We start from the raw sequence: 16,511 nt of genomic DNA, 5'->3' as shown, positions 1-16,511 counted from the left end.
GAAACACCCACAGCGTCAAGAGGACGGAACAGCCATGCCTTCTTACGAGACACCCCAGCCCATCAACGCGGTCCTCGAGTTCGAGGTCGGCGACGTCCGGCTCAGCGCGAGCGAGCGTCAGGACACGGTCGTCGAGGTGCTGCCGAGCAACGGCGCCGAAGAGGCCGACGTACGCGCCGCACAGCAGACCGAGATCACTTACGCCAACGGGATCCTCACCCTCAAGGGCCCCAGGAAGCGCTCCCTGTTCGGCAAGACCGGATCGATCGACGTGATCGTCGAACTGCCCGCCGGATCGCACATCCGGGGCATCTCCCCGATGGGCGACTACACCGGCGCGGGACCACTCGGAGAGTGCCTGGTCAAGACCTCGCTCGGTGACATCCGGCTGGACGAGGCCACCGACGTGAACCTGCGGACCGGCCACGGTGATATCCACGTCGGCCACGTGGCGGGCGACGCCGAGATCCAGGGGGCGGGGCGGGTCGGCGTCGGAGCGATCACGGGCGCGGCGACCGTCAAGAACGGGAACGGCGAGACCGTGATCGGTGAGATCACCGGTGACCTGAAGGCGAACGCCTCCAACGGCCACATCACCGTGGGCGTCGCACGCGCCTCGGTCGAGGCCAGGGCCGCCAACGGGGCCATCAGCGTGAAACACGTGGAACGCGGCGTGATCGGCCTCCACGCGGCCGTCGGTGACGTGGAGATCGGCATCCCCGAGTCCACCGCGGCCTGGCTGGACGTCAGTGCCAAGGTCGGCACCGTCCGCAACACGCTCGGCACCGCCGAAGGCCCCGCCACCACCGACCGGACCGTCGAGGTCCACGCCCGTACCGGCGTCGGCGACATCGTCATCCACCGTGCCTGACCTCCACTGAAAGCCTGACGTCCCCGGAAGGGAGAGCCGACCCGTGACCGCGATGCCCACCGCCGCAGCCGTCGCCAAGACCGCGCCCGCCATCTCCGCCCACGGCCTGCACAAGTCGTACGGCGACAAAGCCGTCCTGAACGGCATCGACCTGAGCATCCCCGAGGGCGAGGTCTTCGCCCTCCTCGGACCCAACGGAGCAGGCAAGACCACCACCGTCGAGATCCTCTCGACCCTCGTCGCGCCCGACGCCGGGCAGGCGCGGGTAGGCGGCCACGATCTCGCCGCCCGGCCCGAGGGCGTGCGCTCCGTCATCGGTGTGACCGGCCAGTTCGCCGCCGTCGACAGCCTCCTCACCGCCGAGGAGAACCTGCTCCTGATGGCGGACCTGCGGCACCTGCCCCGGCGCCAGGGCCGTCGGCGAGCGGCCGAACTCCTGGAACGGTTCGAACTCCGCGAGGCCGCCCGCCAAGCGGTGTCCACCTTCTCCGGCGGCATGCGCCGCAAGCTCGACCTGGCGATGACCCTGGTCGGCACCCCGAGGATCATCTTCCTCGACGAGCCGACCACGGGTCTCGACCCCCGCAGCCGCCGCACCATGTGGGAGATCATCCGCGGGCTCGTCGCGGACGACGGCGTCACCGTCTTCCTGACCACGCAGTACCTGGAGGAGGCCGACCGGCTGGCGGACCGCGTCGCCGTCCTGGACCGGGGCAGGCTGGTCGCGGAGGGCACCCCGGAGGAGCTCAAGCGGCTCGTCCCCGGCGGCCACATCCGGCTGCGCTTCGCGGGCTCCGCCGAACTCGACACCGCGGCAGGTCACTTCGGCGCCACCGCGGTCACCGACCCCGAGGAGCTCACGCTTCGCGTTCCCTGCGACGGAGGCATCCCCGCCCTGCGGACCGTGCTCGACGTCCTGGACGGCGCGGCGGTCCACGCCGAGTCCCTGACCGTGCACACCCCCGACCTCGACGACGTCTTCCTGACCCTCACCGGTCACGGCACGTCCGACACCACCACGGAGACGGTCCGATGAGCAGCCTCACGTACGCCGTCAGCGACTCCATGACCATGCTGCGGCGCAACCTCAAGCACGCACTCCGCTATCCCGCGATGACGATCTCCGTCGTCGCCACACCGGTGATGATGCTGCTCCTGTTCAACTACGCGTTCGGCGGCGCACTCGGCGCCGGCATCTCCGGCGCCTCCGGCGGTGACGCCGCCTACATCGACTACGTGGCGCCCGGCATCATCCTGATGGCCGCGACCGCGGGGGCGGTCATGACGGCGGTCGGCGTCTGCGTAGACATGACCGAGGGAATCGTCAACCGGTTCCGTACGATGTCGATCTCCCGCGCCGCGTTCCTGACAGGGCATGTGGTGGGCGGCGTCATCCAGACCCTGGTCGCCGTCGCCCTCGTCGTCTGTGTGGCGCTGGCCATCGGCTTCCGCCCCGACGCCTCCCTCGTCGAGTGGGTCGCCGCGTTCGGCCTGCTGACCCTGCTCGTCCTCGCTCTGACCTGGCTCTCGGCGGGTGTCGGCCTGGTGGCCCGGAACCCGGAGTCCGCGAGCAACATGCCCCTTCCGCTGACTTTCCTGCCCTTCCTGGGCAGCGCCGTCGTCCCGACCGACTCGATGCCCACGGGCCTGCGCTGGTTCGCGGAGTACCAGCCCTTCACCCCCGTCATCGAGACCCTGCGCGGGCTGCTCACTGGCACCGGGATCGGCACCAGCGGATACCTCGCACTCACCTGGTGCCTGGGCCTCGCCCTCGTCGGCTACCTGTGGGCGCTGTCCGCCTTCGGCCGCACCGCCAAGCGATGAACCGCACCGACCTCACGGAGGAGACCATGCAGCACGAACCGTCGACCCGGCCCGATGCCGCCGAGCCCGTCACGCTTCCCACGGCGCGCGCCGCCGGCTGCCCGTTCGACCCGCCCGCCGGGCTCGCGGTGTTACGGGAGGAACGACCGCTGGCCCGGATGGCCTACCCCGACGGGCATGTCGGCTGGCTCGCCACCGGATATTCCACGGTCCGCTCGATTCTGGGCGACCCCCGCTTCAGCTCCCGGTACGAGCTGATGCACCACCCGTTCCCCGGCGGCCCCGAGGGTCCGCTGCCCCCTGCCCCGGTGGGGGACATGACCGGTATGGACGCCCCCGAACACACGCGCTTCCGGCGCCTCCTCATAGGCAGGTTCACCGTCCGCCGGATGCGGCAGCTGTCCGACCGGGTCGCGGAGATCACGGCTGAGCACCTGGACGCGATGGAGCGCCGCGGACCGGGACTCGACCTGGTCGAGGCGTTCGCCCGGCCCGTCCCCGCGCTGATGATCCGCGAACTGCTGGGCGTGCCCTACTCCGACCGGGAGCGCTTCCAGCATCACGCCCACACGATCATGACCATGGACAAGGAGCCCGAGGAGCGGTACGCCGCCCTCGTCGGACTCGAGGAGTACATGGCCGGGCTGGTCGCCGCCAAACGCGCCGCGCCCTCCGACGACGTGCTCGGGGACCTGGCCGAGGACTCCGGCCTCACCGACGAGGAGCTGACCGGACTCGGGGGCTTCCTGCTCGCCGCCGGGCTCGACACCACCGCCAGCATGATCGCCCATGGCACGTTCGCCCTGCTCGTCGACCCGGCCCGGTCCGAAGCCCTGCGCACCGACCCCGCGCTCGCGCCACGCGCCGTCGAAGAGCTGATGCGGTATCTGACCGTCGCCCCCACGACCGTACGGACCGCTCTGACCGACATCGAGCTGGACGGGCGGACGATCGCCGCCGGCGAGAGCGTGACCCTGTCCCTCGAAGCCGCCAACCGGGACCCGGCGAGGTTCCCCGCCCCGGACGTCCTGGACCTGCACCGCAAGGCCTCCGGACACCTGGGCTTCGGACACGGCATCCACCAGTGCCTCGGCCAGCAACTGGCCCGCGTCGAAATGACGGTGGCCCTGCCCGCGCTGTTCAAACGGTTCCCCACGCTGCGCCTGGACGTCCCCGCCGACGAGATACCGCTGCGCACCGACATGAACATCTACGGCGTGCACCGGCTGCCGGTCGCCTGGGACGAGGACTGAGCGGCCGTGGACATCCGCATCGACCGTGACCGCTGCGTGGGCGCCGGCATGTGCGCGCTGACCGCCCCCGCCGTCTTCGAGCAGGAGCAGGAGGAGGGCCTCGTCCTCCTCCTGGACCACCGGCCGCCGCACGACCAGCACACCGCGGCCCGTCTCGCGGCCGGTCTGTGCCCCGCCTCGGCCGTCACCGTCCGGGAGCAGGGTCCCTCCGCCATCGCGTAGGCCGCCGCCGACGGCACGCCTCCTGTGACGTCGGCGGCCTGTCCCGGGGGCTCAGGGAAGTCGGGCGGGCGGCAGCGGCAGGTGCCGGTCGTACGCCGGTCGTGATGGCCGTCGCCCCACACGGGCACGTCCCTCAGCAAGCGCACCGCCCGGGTCGGAACAGGGCAGAGGGCGACCGGTTCGGTGGCTGCGGCGGACGTGTCGGCCGCAGCAGCCACGGACAATGTGGGGTTGGCGTTGTCGGCGGTGGAAGAACCTGCGGGTTTCGGCGGCGAGTTCGTTCTGGTTCCTGGCCCTGCGGGTGCGGGGCAGGCTGGTGTTTGAGGTCGGCGTTGACCAGCTCGTCCGGATTCAGCTCGGGTGAGTACGAGGGCAGGAGGTGCAGCTCGACCTGGTCCTTGTGGTCGGCGGGCCAGTCCCGAACGGTCTTCGATCGGTGGGCCGACGACCAGGTGGACCTTCCGGTCGAAGTGCCCGGCGAGCCGGGTGAGGAAGCGGCACACCACCTGCGCGTCGAGGGTCCCGGTGAAGGCCATGAAGTGCATCCGCCCCTCGGTTCTGAACGGACATACGCGTTCACCGAGAACCGGTTCCCGGTGCGGCGCACGACCGGGGTCCGGCCCTTGGCACCCCAGGTGCGGCCGGTGATCTGGTCCGAGCGGATCCCGACCTGGTCGGCGAAGAGGACCTCGCCGTTCTCCGCCTTCGCCCTGGCCCGGATCGCCGGCCAGGTCTCCTCGCGCCGGATCCGGACCGCCTCCGGATCCTGCTCGACGGCCCGCTTGTCCGGACGCTGGAACGCCAGTCCCCACCGCTTGAGGTACGTGCCCACCCCGGGCCCGGTGAAGCGGCGTACAGCTTGAAAATCAGCCGTCCTATCTGGCCCCGTGTCCACAGCTGGCCGGAAAGCCCCAGTTCACAGGGGGTGTCATCGAGAACGGCCCGCCGGACAGCAGCCTGCTCGGCCTCGGACAGGACCTGATGCTCACCCACGCGGCGGCCTCGCGGCCGGGACAGGAGCGCGTCCCGGCCACCGGCCTGCCACCTCGGCCACCGGTTGTCCACGGCCCGGACCGACACCTTGAACAGAGCCGCGACCTCCGCCCGGTCCCGGCCCTCCACCAGCGCGGACACCGCCAGCAACCGAACAGCCTCCTGCGCGTCCGGCGACCACGTCCGCGCATCCCCCCACCAGATCACTCAACACACCGTCAACGAGTCTGAACCCAAAGCGTTTGGGATCAGGTACACGACTTGTGCACGCCACGTTTCGGATGGAACTCCGAACCATCCCGAAGAGATGGTTAAGATAACGGCGTGATTACAGGCCGGTCGCGCTCGCGTGCGCCGCACTCCCGCTCTTCAGCGGGGCTGCGACGTCTGCTCGCCCTGGCCGCGCTCCTGTTCGGCCTGATGGCCGGGCACGGAGTGGACGTGGACGGGGTCGTGGTTATCGCATCGCCCGCGATGACGAGCGCTTCCCACGGTATCGAGGCAAGCCCCGGCGAGCACGGTCCGGCGCACCCGGTACACGAATGCACGCCAAGGCCGCCAGAGGGAACACCGGCGCCCAGCACGCCGTGTTCCTCGCAACAGCCCGATGCGACTCGCTCCGCCGGGCCTCGTATCCGGACCAACACCAATGTGGTCGAGGCGCGCACAACGCCGTCGACCGCCCCGAGAGCCTCAACAGTCCTTCAGGTCTAGAACGCCCCGCCGCCCACGCTCCTTCCTGCCCCCGCGCGACTGCGCCCCCGGGACGGCGAGCCGAGCGGCGCGTTCTGCCCCCATGCCCCTGATCTCTCGCGGGTACCGCTCTCTCTTGTCACAAAGGGACCGAGACGGTACGGCCCCGCCCGGAGGAACTGTGCCTCGCCATCCCAACACGCCGTTAATCGTCACGGTGATCGGCGCTCTGCTGCTGTCCGTATTCCTCTGCTTCACGCCTGTCGGCGGAGCCGGGCACCACCACTCCGTAGACAGCGGCGCAGTCACCACCACGGCGCTCAGCCTCGATGCCGAGCGCGCGGAAGACCGGCTCCCGCAGCACCGGCACCACAACCACAGCGCCGACTGTACTTCTCCGGGCCTCGCATCCCACACCTACCTCGCGACCCGGCACGTCCCCGATGCCATCACGCTCGCCGCGTCCTTCGGCGACATCCCCACCGCGCCGTCCAGCGAGGCCCGGACCGCGCCCGGCGATCGAGTGCCGATAGCCCGGTCAGGCCGCTCGACGCAGATCCGCGTCTGCCGGTGGCGCATCTAGACCGTTCGGCCCTCGGCCACGCACAACGCGGCCGTCTCCCGAACGAGTACTTGACGCGCACCACCGAAATGAGAGCGGAACATGCACTCCTCGACCACCGACGTCACACCTCCCACCCGCTCCGCCCTGTCCGGGCTGGTCGGCAATACTCCTCTGCTCCGCGTCTCGGAACCGCTCGCTCCGGCGGGCCGCGGCTTCTGGGCCAAGCTGGAGGGCTTCAACCCCGGCGGTATCAAGGACCGCCCGGGTCTCCACATGGTCGAACGGGCCCGCGCCCGTGGCGACCTGCGCCCCGGCGCACGGATCATCGAGTCCACCAGCGGCACGCTCGGACTCGGCCTCGCTCTCGCCGGCATGGTCTACGGACACCCCGTCACCCTGGTCACCGACCCGGGCCTGGAGATGTCCATGACTCGACTGCTGACCGCGTACGGGGCCCAAGTCAACGTGGTCTCCGAGCCGCACCCCACCGGCGGCTGGCAGCAGGCCCGCCGGGACCGGGTCACCCAGCTGCTCGCACAGCACCCCGGATCCTGGTGCCCGGACCAGTACAACAACCCGGACAACACCACCGCGTACACTCCGCTCGCCCTCGAACTCGCCACCGAGCTCGGCCACATCGACGTCCTGGTGTGCAGCGTGGGCACCGGAGGACACTCGGCCGGAGTCTCCCGCGTCCTGCGCCAGCTCTACCCGGACCTGACCCTGGTCGGCGTCGACACCATCGGCTCCACGATCTTCGGCCAGCCGGCCCGCACCCGGCTGATGCGCGGCCTCGGTTCGAGCATCTACCCGCGCAACGTCGCGTACGACCAGTTCAGCGAGGTGCACTGGGTGGCTCCGAGCGAGGCGGTGTGGACCTGCCGTCAGCTCGCCACCTCCCATTACGCGACCGGCGGATGGAGCGTCGGCGCCGTCGCCCTGGTCGCGGGCTGGCTCTCCCGCGCCCTGCCCAAGGAGACCCGGATCGCGGCGATCTTCCCCGACGGACCGCAGCGCTACCTCGGCACCGTGTACGACGACGACTACTGCGCCGCCCACGGCTTGCTCGACGGCCCGCCCATGCCCGAGCCCGACGTCATCGGCCGCCTGGACGAGAAGGAGGTCACCCGCTGGACCCGGTGCACCACCGTCGTCGACCCGCTCACGCTCGCGGATGAGGCCCCGGTCGCCGACACCCCCGTGGGCACCGACCCCTCGGACACCGTGGAGGAGCGGGACTGATGAAGGGCACGTTCTCCCAATTCCGCTCGTACGAACGCAGCGTGCGGCTGCTGATGGTAAACCAGTTCACCATCAACCTCGGCTTCTACATGCTGATGCCCTACCTCGCCGCCCACCTGGCCGGCCCCCTCGGGCTCGCCGGCTGGCTGGTCGGACTCATCCTCGGCGTACGCAACTTCAGCCAGCAGGGCATGTTCTTGGCCGGAGGTACCCTCGCCGACCGGCTCGGCTACAAGCCGATGATCATCGCCGGTCTCGTCCTGCGCACCGTCGGCTTTGCGACCCTGGGCCTGGTTGACTCCGTGCCCGCGCTGATCGCCGCTTCCGCGGCGACCGGCCTGGCCGGCGCGCTGTTCAACCCGGCCACCCGCGCCTACCTCGCAGCCGATTCGGGTGAACGCAGAGTGGAGGCGTTCGCCCTGTTCAACGTCTTCTACCAGGCGGGCATCCTGCTCGGGCCGCTCGTGGGCATGGTGCTCACCGGGGTCGACTTCCGCATCACGTGCCTGGTCGCGGCCGGCACCTTCGCCGTCCTGAGTGTGGTGCAGATCCGCGCCCTCCCGGCGCGCCGGGCCAAGGAGACGAAGGAGAGGGAGGGGCAGAGCGTGCTGGCCGAGTGGCGCGGCATTCTCGCCAACCGCCCGTTCCTGCTCTTTTCCGTGGCCATGATCGGCTCGTACGTCATGTCCTTCCAGGTCTACCTGGCCCTTCCCCTGGAGGTCCGGCGGCTCGGCGGCGAGGGCGCGTTCGGCACGGCAGCCGTGGCCGCCCTGTTCGCCGTGTCCGGGCTCAGCACGATCGTCTTCCAGACGAAGGTGACCGCGTGGTGCAAGGCCCGTATGAAACCCGGGCGGGCCCTCACCTGGGGTCTGCTCACGATGAGTGTGGCGTTCGTGCCCCTGCTCGTCGCCTCGGCAGTTCCCGTACCGGGCGAAGGCATCGGCCTGTGGCTGCTGGCCTCCGTACCGCCGACGCTCGCCGCGCTGCTCCTGGCCGTGGGCACGATGATCGCGTACCCCTTCGAGATGGACACGATCGTCCGGCTCTCGGGCGACCGCCTCGTGGCCACGCACTACGGCCTCTACAACACCGTCTGCGGAGTCGGCATCACGGTGGGGAACCTGCTGACCGGAGCGGCCCTCGACGCCGCCCGGAAGGCCGGTCTGTCCGCGCTCCCCTGGCTGGCGCTCACCGCGCTCGGCCTGGTGTGCAGCGCCGCACTGTACGGGCTGCACCGCACCGGCCGACTGGCCGAGCCTCCCGCCGAGGCCCGCCCGGAGCCTGTGACCGTCTGACCTGACATCCGCGGCACGGGGGCGGGCACCCGCAAAGCGCCCGCCCCCCGTGCCGCCGCGCCCACATTCGGGAGTGAACCTTGACGACCATCCCGTCGTGGAAGGCACGCACCACTGTGCGGCTCCTTCCGTTCCGCGCCGTCCGATACGACTCGGCGCAGGCCGGCCAGCTGTCCGCCGTGCTCAGCCCCCCGTACGACGACATGAGTCCCGCCCACGCCCGTGCACAGTGCGCCCGGCCCCACCACATAGCCCGGCTGCTCTACACGTCCGATCCACAGAACGCCGCCGGCCAGCTGGAACGGTGGCTCGAGCGCGGCGTCCTGCGCCGCGACCCGACACCCTCGCTGTATGTCTACGAGCAACGTGTCGGCCCGCGGCTCCTCCAACGCGGCCTGATCGGCGAGCTCACCGTGGCCGGCCCACACGCCGGCCCCGTCATCCCCCACGAAGACGTGCAGGAGCATGTCGTGCGGCAGCGGACCGCCCACATGTCCGGTCTGCGGGCCCAGTTGGAACCGCTGCTGCTCACCCACCATTCCACCGAGGGCACGGGCCGCAGTCTCGCGGAGTGGGTCGCCGAGCACCCCCGCATCGCCAGCGCCCGTCTGGGGCCCGTCACGCACTATCTCTGGCAGTGCACCGACCGCGCGGACCAGACCCTCCTCACCGCCGACCTCGGCGCAGGCCGGGTCCCGCTCCTCGCCGACGGCCACCACCGCCTCGCAGCCGCCCGCCGACTCGCCCGGTGGCGGGACGGCCTCCTCTGGCAGCGCAGCCTGGCTCTGCTCGTCGACTCGGCGTCCACCCCACTGCGACTGAGAGCCATCCACCGGGTCCTGCCGGGTCTGGACGCGGAGAAGGCGGCGCGAGCGGCATCGGGCGTCGCGCGCGTCCAGCCGCTTCCGGACGGGCCTCGGCTCCCCCGGCCGGACGAGCTAGTGCTCGTCGGAGAAGGCCGCGCCTGGAGCGTGGCGGAACCGCAGGCATCGGCCCTGTCCGAAGCGCTGGCCGGACTGCCGACTGAATGGCGCGGGCAGCCCGCAGCCGTCACGGACCGTCTCCTCATCGCGAGCTGCTGGTCCATACCCGACCTGCCCGGCACGGTCGTTCACATGCACCACGCCGACCGGGCCGTCGCAGCCGTGACCTCCCAGGGCACAGGCACCGCCGTGCTCCTGCCTGCTCCGACCGAGGACGCGATACGAGAGCTCGCCGAGAAGGACGTCCTTCTGCCCCGCAAGTCCACCTCGTTCGGCCCGAAACCCCCCGCCGGACTCGTGACGAGGGTCCTGCCGAGCACGTAGGCACAGCAGCGGGGCACGGCCGATGCCTACCTGCCGTGCCCCGCTCACGCGGATGTTCGCGGTCACGGTGGCGGGGGCCTTCCTGCTCCGTGGCGTCGGGACCGCCGTCCGCGCAGTCCGGGAGTCGCTGCACAAAGGGGCGTTCAGCGGTGGGCTCGAACCGCGGGAGCACCCGGTGTCCCGGTTCCACGTGCGCTGCTACCCGGTCACGATGATCTTCCTTGCATTCGATGGAGCAGTCCGCACCGATCGTCCTCACGGCCTGGGGTCACCAGGTGGGTGTGAGCAGCGCCGCCGACGCGCGGGTCGGCGGCGCCCTCGGCCGCTACGTCCAGGGGCCGCAGACTCCGAAGCCGGGCGCGACGTGCAGCGGTGGCGTCACCTCATGACGGCGCCGCCGCCGTGTGCGGATACTCAGAGGGTCATCCGGTGCCGCTACGACGCCGCTCGTGACCCCCGCCGCGCCCTCGCCTCAGGCTGTCGTCTGTGCAGCTTATGGCGTGTGTCGTCACGCTGTGCCTGACCGGGCCGGCCCGTCCGGCCATGGCGATGCCAAGCACAGCCATGTCGGAGATGCCCGGTCCGATGCATCCCACAGGCATGGGGAACACGCCCGGCGGGATGCACTCAGCCGGGACCGGCACGAGTCCGACCATGTCCGATGCCCACAGACTTCAGCAGCCCTGTCCGATGTCGAGCGTGACCGACTGCGCGCAGCCCTCCGTCTCGCCGTTCGGCGGTGAGCAGACCTCGTGCACCAACGGCTTCGACCGGCCAGCACCCGCGTTCATGCAGCCGGGACCACCACGCTCCGGTGTGCCGCCGCCTCTCGAACCGCCCTCCCCTCCTGAACTGACCCGTCTCTGCGCCAGCCGGACGTGACGGCACCAGGTGGCCCGGGCCGGGTCGTCGTCCTACTTGAGGTAGCCGAGGACCGTCATCATGCCGGATCCGGCGTGGTAGACGTTGTGGCAGTGGATCATCCACAGCCCAGGGTTGTCGGTGTCTAAGTCGACGTCGAGCTTCTTGCCCGGCAGCACGATCGAGGTGTCCTTCCGCGCGCCGCCGTCGGCGAGCGCGTAGGTGTGGCCGTGCAGGTGCATGAGGTGCCACATCGTCGTGCTGTTCACGAAGGACAGCCGGACGCGCTCACCGGAACGGACCGGGGTAGCGCTGTGCGGGGTCGTACGGACGTCGAGTCGATCCGCCCGCTCGTCGCGCAGCGCATCCTGGGCGCAGGGCCCGATCCCGACGCGCGCATGTTCACCGGCACCCGAGGCGGTCGAATGTCCACCGCCGTCCTGCGTGACGCCACCCACCGGGGGGACGTCATCACGAAACTCGGCTACGAACATCTGCGCCGCCGCGACCTCCGCCACACGGGGCTCACCTGGTTCGCCGACGCCGGGATCCAGGTGCACGTCCTGCGCAAGATCGCCAGGCCATGGATCGCTCACCACCACCCAGCGGTATCTGCACCCCGACGTGCACAAGATCACCGCCGCCTGTACGGCCCTCTCGGCACACCTCAGCGTGCTGCGCGCTCCCCGGTCCCTGCCGAGCCCGATCGTGGTCGCCCGTAGACCGGTCAAGGGGAGTCAGTCCCCAAGAACGACCAAGGGGCCGTTTCAGATTGCTCTGAAACGACCTCTGACCTGCGACTTCGAAAAGTCGGGACGACAGGATTTGAACCTGCGACCCCTTGACCCCCAGTCAAGTGCGCTACCAAGCTGCGCCACGTCCCGTTGCCCGTCTGACCTGGGGTTTCCCCCGGCCCGGCGTGCACGAGAACAATACCGCACTCCGGGTGGTGATCACGAACCGCTTCACGGCGAGGTGCCTGGTCCCGGCATCAGGGACCCGGCTTGCGGGTGGCCAGGCGCCAGGAGTCGGTGAGGATGGCACGCAGCTCGTCCTCGTCGTCCAGCGCGGCCAGCCGGACCCTCAGCCAGGCATAGGCCTCGTCGTGGTTCTCGCGGAGGAAGAACTTGTGCGGCTCGGCGGCGATCAGCTCGTCGCGCTCCTCCCGGGGGCACTTCACGCCCATGACCTGGTCGTCGCCCTCCAGGGCGGCGAAGATCCGGCCCTTGGGCCCGGCGCGGAAGGTGGGCATGCCCCAGGACGCCCCTTCCACCGCCCCGGGAAACGAGAGCGCCACTCTGCGTGCATCGTCAGCCGTCGCCATGTCTCCGACCGTACGCCGCCGGGCCCGGGATCCGCCTGGGGACGCCGCCGGATCGCCGGGGTTCACGCCCCGTGCGCTTCCTGCGCCCCGTACGTCCGGTACGCGCCGTGCGCCCCCGGGCCGGGGCCTGCGCCGTCCTGCGTCGGCCACTCGCGGCGGAGGATCTGCTCCACCAGCTCCGCCGCCAGGGACTTGATCGTCTCCAGCCCGGCCCTGCCCCAGGGGCGCGGCTCGGTGTCGACGACGCAGACGGTGCCGAGGGCGGCCCCCGTACCTTCGAGCAGCGGTGCGCCCAGGTAGGAACGGATGCCGATCTCGTCGACGACCGGGTTTCCGGCGAACCGGGGGAAGTCGCAGACGTCCTCCAGGACCAGCGCCTTGCGGCGGACGACCACATGCGGGCAGTAGCCGTGGTCGCGGGCCATGTGGCGGCCGACGGGTCCCGAGGGCGTGTGGGTGGTGGAGTGGGTGCCCGTCGGGGTGTGCAGGCCGGCGAAGAACTGCCGCTGCTCGTCGATGAAGTTGACCATCGCGTAGGGCGCCCGGGTCGTCTCCGCGAGTCTGCGGGCGAAGGCGTCGAGCGCGGGGTCCGGGTGTTCGCCCAGCCCCAGTCGGCGCAGCCGTTCCACGCGGTGCGGCGCCTCGTGGTCGACGGGGGTGAGCAGCAGGTGCCCGGTCGGGTGGTACGTCATCGCGGTGCTCCATGGTTCGGCTCCGCGGACGGAGCCGGGTCGGTGGCCAGCAGGTGCTGGACCAGGGTGACCAGGGTCTCGGTGCCCGAGCTGGCGAGCCGGGCGTCGCACAGCACGACCGGCACCTCCCGCGGGAGGCCGATCGCGGCCCGTACCTCCTCGGGGTCGTAGCGGTACGAGCCGTCGAACTCGTTGACGGCGACGACGAACTGGATGCCGCGCCGTTCGAGGAAGTCCACGGCGGAGAAGGAGTCCTGGAGGCGGCGGGTGTCGGCGAGCACGACGGCGCCGAGCGCGCCCTCGGACAGCTCGTCCCACAGGAACCAGAAGCGCTCCTGCCCCGGCGTGCCGAACAGGTACAGGACGTGGCGCCGGTCGAGGCTGATCCGGCCGAAGTCCATGGCCACGGTGGTGGTCCTCTTGTTCTCCACACCGTCCAGGCTGTCGGTGCCCGCGCTCACCTGGGTGAGCAGTTCCTCGGTGCTGAGCGGCTCGATCTCGCTGACCGCGCCCACGAACGTCGTCTTGCCCACACCGAAGCCGCCCGCGACGAGGATCTTGAGGGCCGTGGGGAAGACGTCCCCGGCCTCGTGGGCCCGGCCGTCGCGGAGCCGGGCCGCGCGGGCCGGGTCCTCCCGCGGCCGGTCCGGGCGTTCAGAGCCGTCGTCGTAGGCCATCGAGCACTGCCTCCAGCAGCGAACGGTCGGTGGAGTCGTCGAAGCGGTGCCGGGGCTCCCGCGCGGTCAGGGCGCCGCAGTCCACGAGGTCCGAGAGCAGCACCTTGGTGACCATCGCGGGAAGCCTGAGGTGGGCCGCGACCTCGGCCACGGACGTCGGGCCGCCGCACAGCCCGAGGGCCAGGGTGTACTCGGGCCCGAGGGCGTCGGGCGGCACCCGCCCGGTGGCCATCACCTGGGACAGCAGGTCGAGTGTGGTGGTGGGCCGGGTGCGACCGCCGCTCACCGTGTACGGGCGGATGAGGCGGCCGGCCGCGTCGTCGAGCCAGGGCGCGTCCTGGTGGGCCACGGTCAGCGTCCCGTTCGGCCCGGGCCCGGCACGCCCACGCCGCGCCGGGGCGGGGTGACCAGGTACGGGCGCACGCTCTTGACCAGCATGGTCATCTCGTAGCCGAGGACGGCGGCGTCCGTCTCGCGGCCCGCGACGACGGCGAGGCAGGTCCCGGATCCGGCGGTGGAGACGAACAGCAGGGTCGCGTCCAGTTCGACGACGACCTGGCGGACCTCGCCGCCGTCCCCGAATCTGATGCCCGCGCTGCGGCCGAGCGAGTAGAGGCCGGAGGCGAGAGCGGCCATGTGGTCGGCGCTGTCGGGGTCCATGCCGTGTACGGACTTCACCAGGCCGTCCGAGGACAGCAGCACCGCGCTGCGGGTGTACGGGACACGCTGGACCAGGCCGCTGAGCAGCCAGTCGAGATCCGGGGAGGCGCCGGCCGGCACATCGCTCGTCATGTGCATCTACTCCTTGTGCGCTTCGTCGTGTCGCTGCGGTGCGAGGGGGTAGCCGGTCCCGGGCACGGGCGGTACGGGTGGGGCCTCGGTCGCGGGCATGGACTCCGCGAGGCCGATGCCGCGCTGGAACGCCGCCATGAGTCCCGGGTCGTGCAGGGCGTGGTCGTCGTGCTCCGAGTGCCGCACGGGTTCGCCGCGCAGCTGCGGGACGATGTGCTCCTGTGCGCGTCGCTTGGGCAGCAGGGGGCGCCCGTCCCGCGCGGCGGACGTGGCAGGGGGCGGCTCGGGGGTGGATGCCGACGTGGGCGTGGGTGCCGGTGCGGCGTGCCGGGGCCCAGAGGGCCGTACGCCGCCGGGTCCTGCAGGGGTGTGCGGCGGTTCCGGGAGGGGTGCCGCGAGGGCCGGGGCTGTGCTGTCGGTCGACGGGTCGGCGTCGGCGGGGCGCGGCTGTCCGGACCAGGTCGGGTTGTCGGGGTCGTGGCCGAGCAGGCCCTGCGGGATGACCAGGACGGCCTGCACGCCCCCGTAGATGTTGGACTGGAGGCGTACGACGATGCCGTGCCGCCGGGCGAGGGCTGCGACCACGTACAGCCCGATGCGGCCGTCCTGGAGCAGGTGGGCGACGTTGACCTGGTCGGGGTCGGTGAGCAGGGCGTTCATCTTCTCCTGCTCCCCTGCCGGCATTCCGAGGCCGCGGTCCTCCACCTCGACGGCGAGGCCCGCCGTCACGTACTGGGCACGCAGGACGACGCTGGTGTGCGGGGCGGAGAACAGCGTGGCGTTCTCGACGAGTTCGGCCAGCAGGTGGATGACGTCGGCCACAGCGTGCCCGCGCAGCGTGCCGTCGACCGGGGGGACGAGCTTGATGCGCGGGTACTGCTCGACCTCCGCGATGGCGGAGCGCAGCACCTCGGTCATGGTGACCGGGTGGGACCACTGACGGCGGGAGACGGCGCCGCCGAGCACGGCGAGGTTCTCGGCGTGGCGGCGGACACGGGTCGCCAGGTGGTCGACATGGAAGAGACCCTTGAGCAGGTCCGGGTCCTCGACCTGGTTCTCCAGTTCGTCGAGCAGCTGGATCTCGCGGTGGACGAGGGACTGGAGGCGGCGGGCGAGGTTGACGAAGACCTCGACCTTCTGTTCGTTGCCGACGCTGCTGGAGAGCCGGGAGGCCTGTACTGCGGCCGCGACGGCGATCTCGTGGGTGCGGCCGACCTCGTACTCCAGCAGGTCCAGGGCGTCACCGCCGGGCGGGGGCGGCAGGGTCTGCCGCACGGAGGGCCGTTCGCCCCGGCGGAGCCGGTCGACGGCGGTGCGCAGCTCGTTCTGGTCGCGGGTGGCGGCGCGGCGCAGGGCGTGGCAGCGGTCGAGTACGGAGCGGGCGGCGCGGTCCGCGCCGAGCGCCGCCGCGACGATGGCGGTCACGACGATGGCGGCCGAGCAGGCGAGCGCGATCCACAGGGGCGGGGACGGGGCGATGTCGGCGGACCGGACGGTGAACAGCACGGCGGCGGCCCCGCCGAGCGTGGCCACGACCGTCGGGAGCACGGCGGCCCGCAGCAGCTGTGGCCGAAGGCGGGCCTCCGGGGACGAGGTCACGGGGTGTGCCCGTTCGGGGTGCGGCCTGCCGGGGTCCGGCAGGGGGCCGGCGCCCGGCCGGCCGTGCCGCCCGCCGCTGCCCTCACGGCGGTCGGGTCGCGCTGCGGGTGCGCGAAGTTGAGACATCGACGTCCTTGGTGCGTGGATCCCGGGATCGGTGCGTTGCGGTGTCATACGGGTGATCACCGGACACACACGGTAGTCGCCAAGCGTCCAGCTGCGGCGGGCTGTTCGGGAAGTTGCCCGCCGGGGTCCCGCCCCGGTGTGAGGGTTCGCACGGAAGTACGAAAATCCGATGCCC

Annotated in this window: 17 protein-coding genes, 1 tRNA gene and 2 pseudogenes; 10 read left to right on the top strand and 10 right to left on the bottom strand. The window is 71.3% G+C overall.

Annotated elements, in window-relative coordinates; genetic code table 11:
* Nucleotides 1-34: 34 nt before the first annotated feature.
* The 5 genes from I3F58_RS19895 to I3F58_RS19875 are packed head-to-tail and all read left to right on the top strand — an operon-like array spanning nucleotide 35 to nucleotide 4,170.
* Nucleotides 35-871: a DUF4097 family beta strand repeat-containing protein gene (locus I3F58_RS19895; protein WP_240109992.1), complete on the top strand. Its 837-nt coding sequence runs from the start codon at nucleotides 35-37 to the stop codon at nucleotides 869-871.
* A gap of 52 nt (nucleotides 872-923) precedes the next feature.
* On the top strand, nucleotides 924-1,907 hold the full coding sequence (locus tag I3F58_RS19890) for an ATP-binding cassette domain-containing protein (RefSeq protein WP_240110010.1): 984 nt from the start codon (nucleotides 924-926) through the stop codon (nucleotides 1,905-1,907).
* Nucleotides 1,904-2,695: an ABC transporter permease gene (locus I3F58_RS19885; protein WP_240109991.1), complete on the top strand. Its 792-nt coding sequence runs from the start codon at nucleotides 1,904-1,906 to the stop codon at nucleotides 2,693-2,695. The genes I3F58_RS19890 and I3F58_RS19885 overlap by 4 nt, the downstream gene beginning before the upstream one ends.
* Nucleotides 2,696-2,721: 26 nt before the next feature.
* Nucleotides 2,722-3,948, top strand: a complete 1,227-nt coding sequence (locus I3F58_RS19880; RefSeq protein ID WP_240110009.1) for a cytochrome P450 — start codon at nucleotides 2,722-2,724, stop codon at nucleotides 3,946-3,948.
* Between the two features lie 6 nt (nucleotides 3,949-3,954).
* Nucleotides 3,955-4,170, top strand: a complete 216-nt coding sequence (locus tag I3F58_RS19875; RefSeq protein WP_240109990.1) for a ferredoxin — start codon at nucleotides 3,955-3,957, stop codon at nucleotides 4,168-4,170.
* A gap of 133 nt (nucleotides 4,171-4,303) precedes the next feature.
* On the opposite strand, the gene I3F58_RS29850 is transcribed toward I3F58_RS19875, so the two are convergent.
* On the bottom strand, nucleotides 4,304-5,002 hold the full coding sequence (locus I3F58_RS29850) for a transposase (RefSeq protein ID WP_374208007.1): 699 nt from the start codon (nucleotides 5,000-5,002) through the stop codon (nucleotides 4,304-4,306).
* A 221-nt stretch (nucleotides 5,003-5,223) separates the two neighbouring features.
* Nucleotides 5,224-5,292: pseudogene (locus I3F58_RS29845) on the bottom strand (helix-turn-helix domain-containing protein); the annotation flags it as partial.
* Nucleotides 5,293-6,037: 745 nt separating this feature from the next.
* On the opposite strand from I3F58_RS29845, the gene I3F58_RS19865 reads away from it, so the two are divergent.
* The 5 genes from I3F58_RS19865 (at nucleotide 6,038) to I3F58_RS19840 (ending at nucleotide 10,654) form a co-directional block, all read left to right on the top strand.
* A complete protein-coding gene (locus I3F58_RS19865) occupies nucleotides 6,038-6,439 on the top strand; it encodes a hypothetical protein (RefSeq protein ID WP_240109989.1) in 402 nt (133 codons plus the stop codon).
* Nucleotides 6,440-6,520: 81 nt separating this feature from the next.
* Complete coding sequence (locus I3F58_RS19860; protein ID WP_240109988.1) at nucleotides 6,521-7,663, top strand: PLP-dependent cysteine synthase family protein; 1,143 nt, start codon at nucleotides 6,521-6,523, stop codon at nucleotides 7,661-7,663.
* A complete protein-coding gene (locus tag I3F58_RS19855; protein WP_240109987.1) occupies nucleotides 7,663-8,958 on the top strand; it encodes an MFS transporter in 1,296 nt (431 codons plus the stop codon). The genes I3F58_RS19860 and I3F58_RS19855 overlap by 1 nt, the downstream gene beginning before the upstream one ends.
* Nucleotides 8,959-9,038: 80 nt before the next feature.
* Nucleotides 9,039-10,265: a DUF1015 family protein gene (locus I3F58_RS19850; protein ID WP_240109986.1), complete on the top strand. Its 1,227-nt coding sequence runs from the start codon at nucleotides 9,039-9,041 to the stop codon at nucleotides 10,263-10,265.
* 230 nt (nucleotides 10,266-10,495) lie between these two features.
* The gene (locus tag I3F58_RS19840; protein WP_240109985.1) at nucleotides 10,496-10,654 is read left to right on the top strand and encodes a DUF3105 domain-containing protein; all 159 of its coding nucleotides are present in this window, start codon (nucleotides 10,496-10,498) and stop codon (nucleotides 10,652-10,654) included.
* A 525-nt stretch (nucleotides 10,655-11,179) separates the two neighbouring features.
* On the opposite strand, the pseudogene I3F58_RS19835 reads toward I3F58_RS19840, so the two are convergent.
* The 8 genes and pseudogenes from I3F58_RS19835 to I3F58_RS19800 form a co-directional block, all read right to left on the bottom strand.
* A pseudogene (locus tag I3F58_RS19835) lies at nucleotides 11,180-11,459 on the bottom strand (multicopper oxidase domain-containing protein); the annotation flags it as partial.
* Nucleotides 11,460-11,936: 477 nt separating this feature from the next.
* A tRNA-Pro gene (locus tag I3F58_RS19830) sits at nucleotides 11,937-12,010 on the bottom strand.
* Between the two features lie 107 nt (nucleotides 12,011-12,117).
* The gene (locus I3F58_RS19825) at nucleotides 12,118-12,450 is read right to left on the bottom strand and encodes an MmcQ/YjbR family DNA-binding protein (RefSeq protein WP_240109984.1); all 333 of its coding nucleotides are present in this window, start codon (nucleotides 12,448-12,450) and stop codon (nucleotides 12,118-12,120) included.
* A gap of 62 nt (nucleotides 12,451-12,512) precedes the next feature.
* Complete coding sequence (locus I3F58_RS19820; RefSeq protein WP_240109983.1) at nucleotides 12,513-13,142, bottom strand: GAF domain-containing protein; 630 nt, start codon at nucleotides 13,140-13,142, stop codon at nucleotides 12,513-12,515.
* Nucleotides 13,139-13,819 (bottom strand): ATP/GTP-binding protein, encoded by a 681-nt coding sequence (locus tag I3F58_RS19815; RefSeq protein ID WP_240109982.1) that lies wholly within the window; start codon nucleotides 13,817-13,819, stop codon nucleotides 13,139-13,141. Before I3F58_RS19815 ends, I3F58_RS19820 begins: the two co-directional genes overlap by 4 nt.
* Entirely contained in the window at nucleotides 13,797-14,174 is a 378-nt protein-coding gene (locus I3F58_RS19810) for a DUF742 domain-containing protein (protein WP_240110008.1), read from the bottom strand. The genes I3F58_RS19815 and I3F58_RS19810 overlap by 23 nt, the downstream gene beginning before the upstream one ends.
* The gene (locus tag I3F58_RS19805) at nucleotides 14,171-14,611 is read right to left on the bottom strand and encodes a roadblock/LC7 domain-containing protein (protein WP_240109981.1); all 441 of its coding nucleotides are present in this window, start codon (nucleotides 14,609-14,611) and stop codon (nucleotides 14,171-14,173) included. The genes I3F58_RS19810 and I3F58_RS19805 overlap by 4 nt, the downstream gene beginning before the upstream one ends.
* Nucleotides 14,612-14,617: 6 nt before the next feature.
* Nucleotides 14,618-16,336: a sensor histidine kinase KdpD gene (locus I3F58_RS19800; protein WP_240109980.1), complete on the bottom strand. Its 1,719-nt coding sequence runs from the start codon at nucleotides 16,334-16,336 to the stop codon at nucleotides 14,618-14,620.
* Nucleotides 16,337-16,511 lie beyond the last annotated feature (175 nt).

Origin of the sequence: Streptomyces sp. MUM 203J, assembly GCF_022414595.1 — a bacterium.
Lineage (GTDB): Bacteria > Actinomycetota > Actinomycetes > Streptomycetales > Streptomycetaceae > Streptomyces.
The sequence above is the reverse complement of the archived record's forward strand: the minus strand, read 5'-3'. Positions and strand labels throughout refer to the sequence as shown.